Annotated in this window: 1 protein-coding gene and 1 pseudogene; both read left to right on the forward strand. The window is 31.4% G+C overall.

Annotation, left to right across the window (positions count from 1 at the left end; all coding sequences use genetic code 11):
- Positions 1-371 precede the first annotated feature (371 nt).
- A complete protein-coding gene (locus H7O61_RS07760; RefSeq protein ID WP_000624999.1) occupies positions 372-1,073 on the forward strand; it encodes an ATP-binding cassette domain-containing protein in 702 nt (233 codons plus the stop codon).
- Positions 1,073-1,829 (forward strand): annotated as a pseudogene (locus tag H7O61_RS07765) (ABC transporter permease). The gene H7O61_RS07760 and the pseudogene H7O61_RS07765 overlap by 1 nt, the downstream one beginning before the upstream one ends.
- The last annotated feature ends 32 nt before the right edge of the window (positions 1,830-1,861 follow it).

Consider the following 1,861-nt stretch of genomic DNA (forward strand, 5'->3'; position numbering starts at 1 on the left):
AAGGTTTTCCTAATCGATCGCTTCTCTTTGAAAAAGCGTTGGAGTTTTATATGCTAAAACACCCATAAACCAATAGCGGGCAAAAAACGAGAGGATATTTAGGGTTTTGATAATGAAAAATCAAAAACTCCGTTTCTCTAGCTTTTTTGAGATCGTTGATTTCTTATTTGAAGCCTTGACTTTGTCTATTTTTAGAGTTGAAATGCTTTTTAAAATCGTTTCACTCGCCTAAATCGTGTCTGTCAGTAACGCTTTAGATCGTTTTAACAAAGATCAGTTAATTTTTTAGTAACACTGCACTCAATAAAACCATCATTTGAATATAATAACCTTGAATGGGATTTTAAATCATTTCTATATAAGGGGTTTTTATGATTTCTAACATCAGCATACACCCAAAAACCATGTTTAAAAACGCTTTAAATATACAAGATTTTTCATTTAAAAATCATACTAGTACAGCCATTATTGGCACAAATGGTGCTGGAAAATCAACGCTTATCAACACTATTCTAGGCATTAGATCAGACTATAATTTTAAAGCACAAAACAATAATATTCCATACCACGACAATGTTATACCACAACGCAAACAATTGGGAGTTGTCTCTAACCTATTCAACTACCCACCTGGATTAAACGCAAACGACCTTTTTAAATTCTATCAATTTTTTCACAAAAACTGCACTCCAAATCTATTTGAAAAAAATCTTTTGAATAAAACCTACGAACACCTAAGCGATGGACAAAAACAGCGCTTAAAGATTGACTTAGCTCTTAGCCACCACCCCCAATTAATTATTATGGATGAACCAGAAACCAGTTTAGAGCAAAACGCTCTTATAAGACTATCAAATCTCATAAGCTTGCGCAACACCCAACAACTTACAAGTATCATCGCCACTCATGATCCTATTGTCTTAGATAGTTGCGAATGGGTATTGCTCCTTAAGAATGGCAACATTGCTCAATACAAACCTTTAAATTCTATATTAAAATCTGTAGCTAAAACTTTTAACTTTAAAGAAAAACCAACCACAAAAGACTTATTAGCATTACTAAAGGATATTTAGTGGGAGCAATTCTATCTATCCTAAAACTTGAAATCAAATCTTATCTCACCAATACAAGTACGCTATTTTGGACTTTTATTTATCCTATTTTAATGCTCCTATTACTGATTTTTGTTTTTTCAAAAAATACCACTGAAATTTTTTACTTTAATAATATTATAGGTCTAATGGGACTTCTTATTATTTCTAGCGCGATCTTTGGTCTCACACAAGCTATAACAAGCTTGAGAATCGCATAATATATTTTTGTTCTACATGCTATCACCAGCAACTTTCAAACAAATAACTCTAGCATTAATCGCTTCAAGACTAATCGTTGTAATCCTATATGCTTTTATCTTTATTATTCTCTCTTTTTATGCGCTCAATATCATCACTATTCTTAATTTTAAAGTGCTTATTTTGGGGTTTGTTAGTGTTTTTTCAAGCGCGTTGTTTTGTTTTTGCTTGGCAATTTTTGTAGCTAGAATTTTTCAAAACGAACAAAGCATCTTAGAATTTTGTAATATCATCAATCTCTATGCGCTAATGTCTTGTAATGTTTTTGTTCCTTTAGAATACCTACCTAATATTGGTCAATTATTTATCAAAACATCTATTTTTTACTACCTTAATCAACTTCTAATCAAAGCTTTTCAAGGGATTGATACTATACTGGTTTTAGCAACTTCAACATTTTTCATTATTGGTGGCATTATTTTATTTTTACTAAGTGCTAATCGCATGTTACTAACACCAAAAGAACGCATGCGTTAAATCCTTAATCCCACCATTTATCAATTGTTTAA

Source organism: Helicobacter pylori, from assembly GCF_014496965.1.
Taxonomy (GTDB): Bacteria; Campylobacterota; Campylobacteria; order Campylobacterales; family Helicobacteraceae; genus Helicobacter; species Helicobacter pylori_CZ.

Coding starts and splice junctions, on each gene's coding strand:
- H7O61_RS07760 (WP_000624999.1), top strand. CDS start 372: ATGATTTCTAACATCAGCATACACCCAAAAACCATGTTTAAAAACGCT.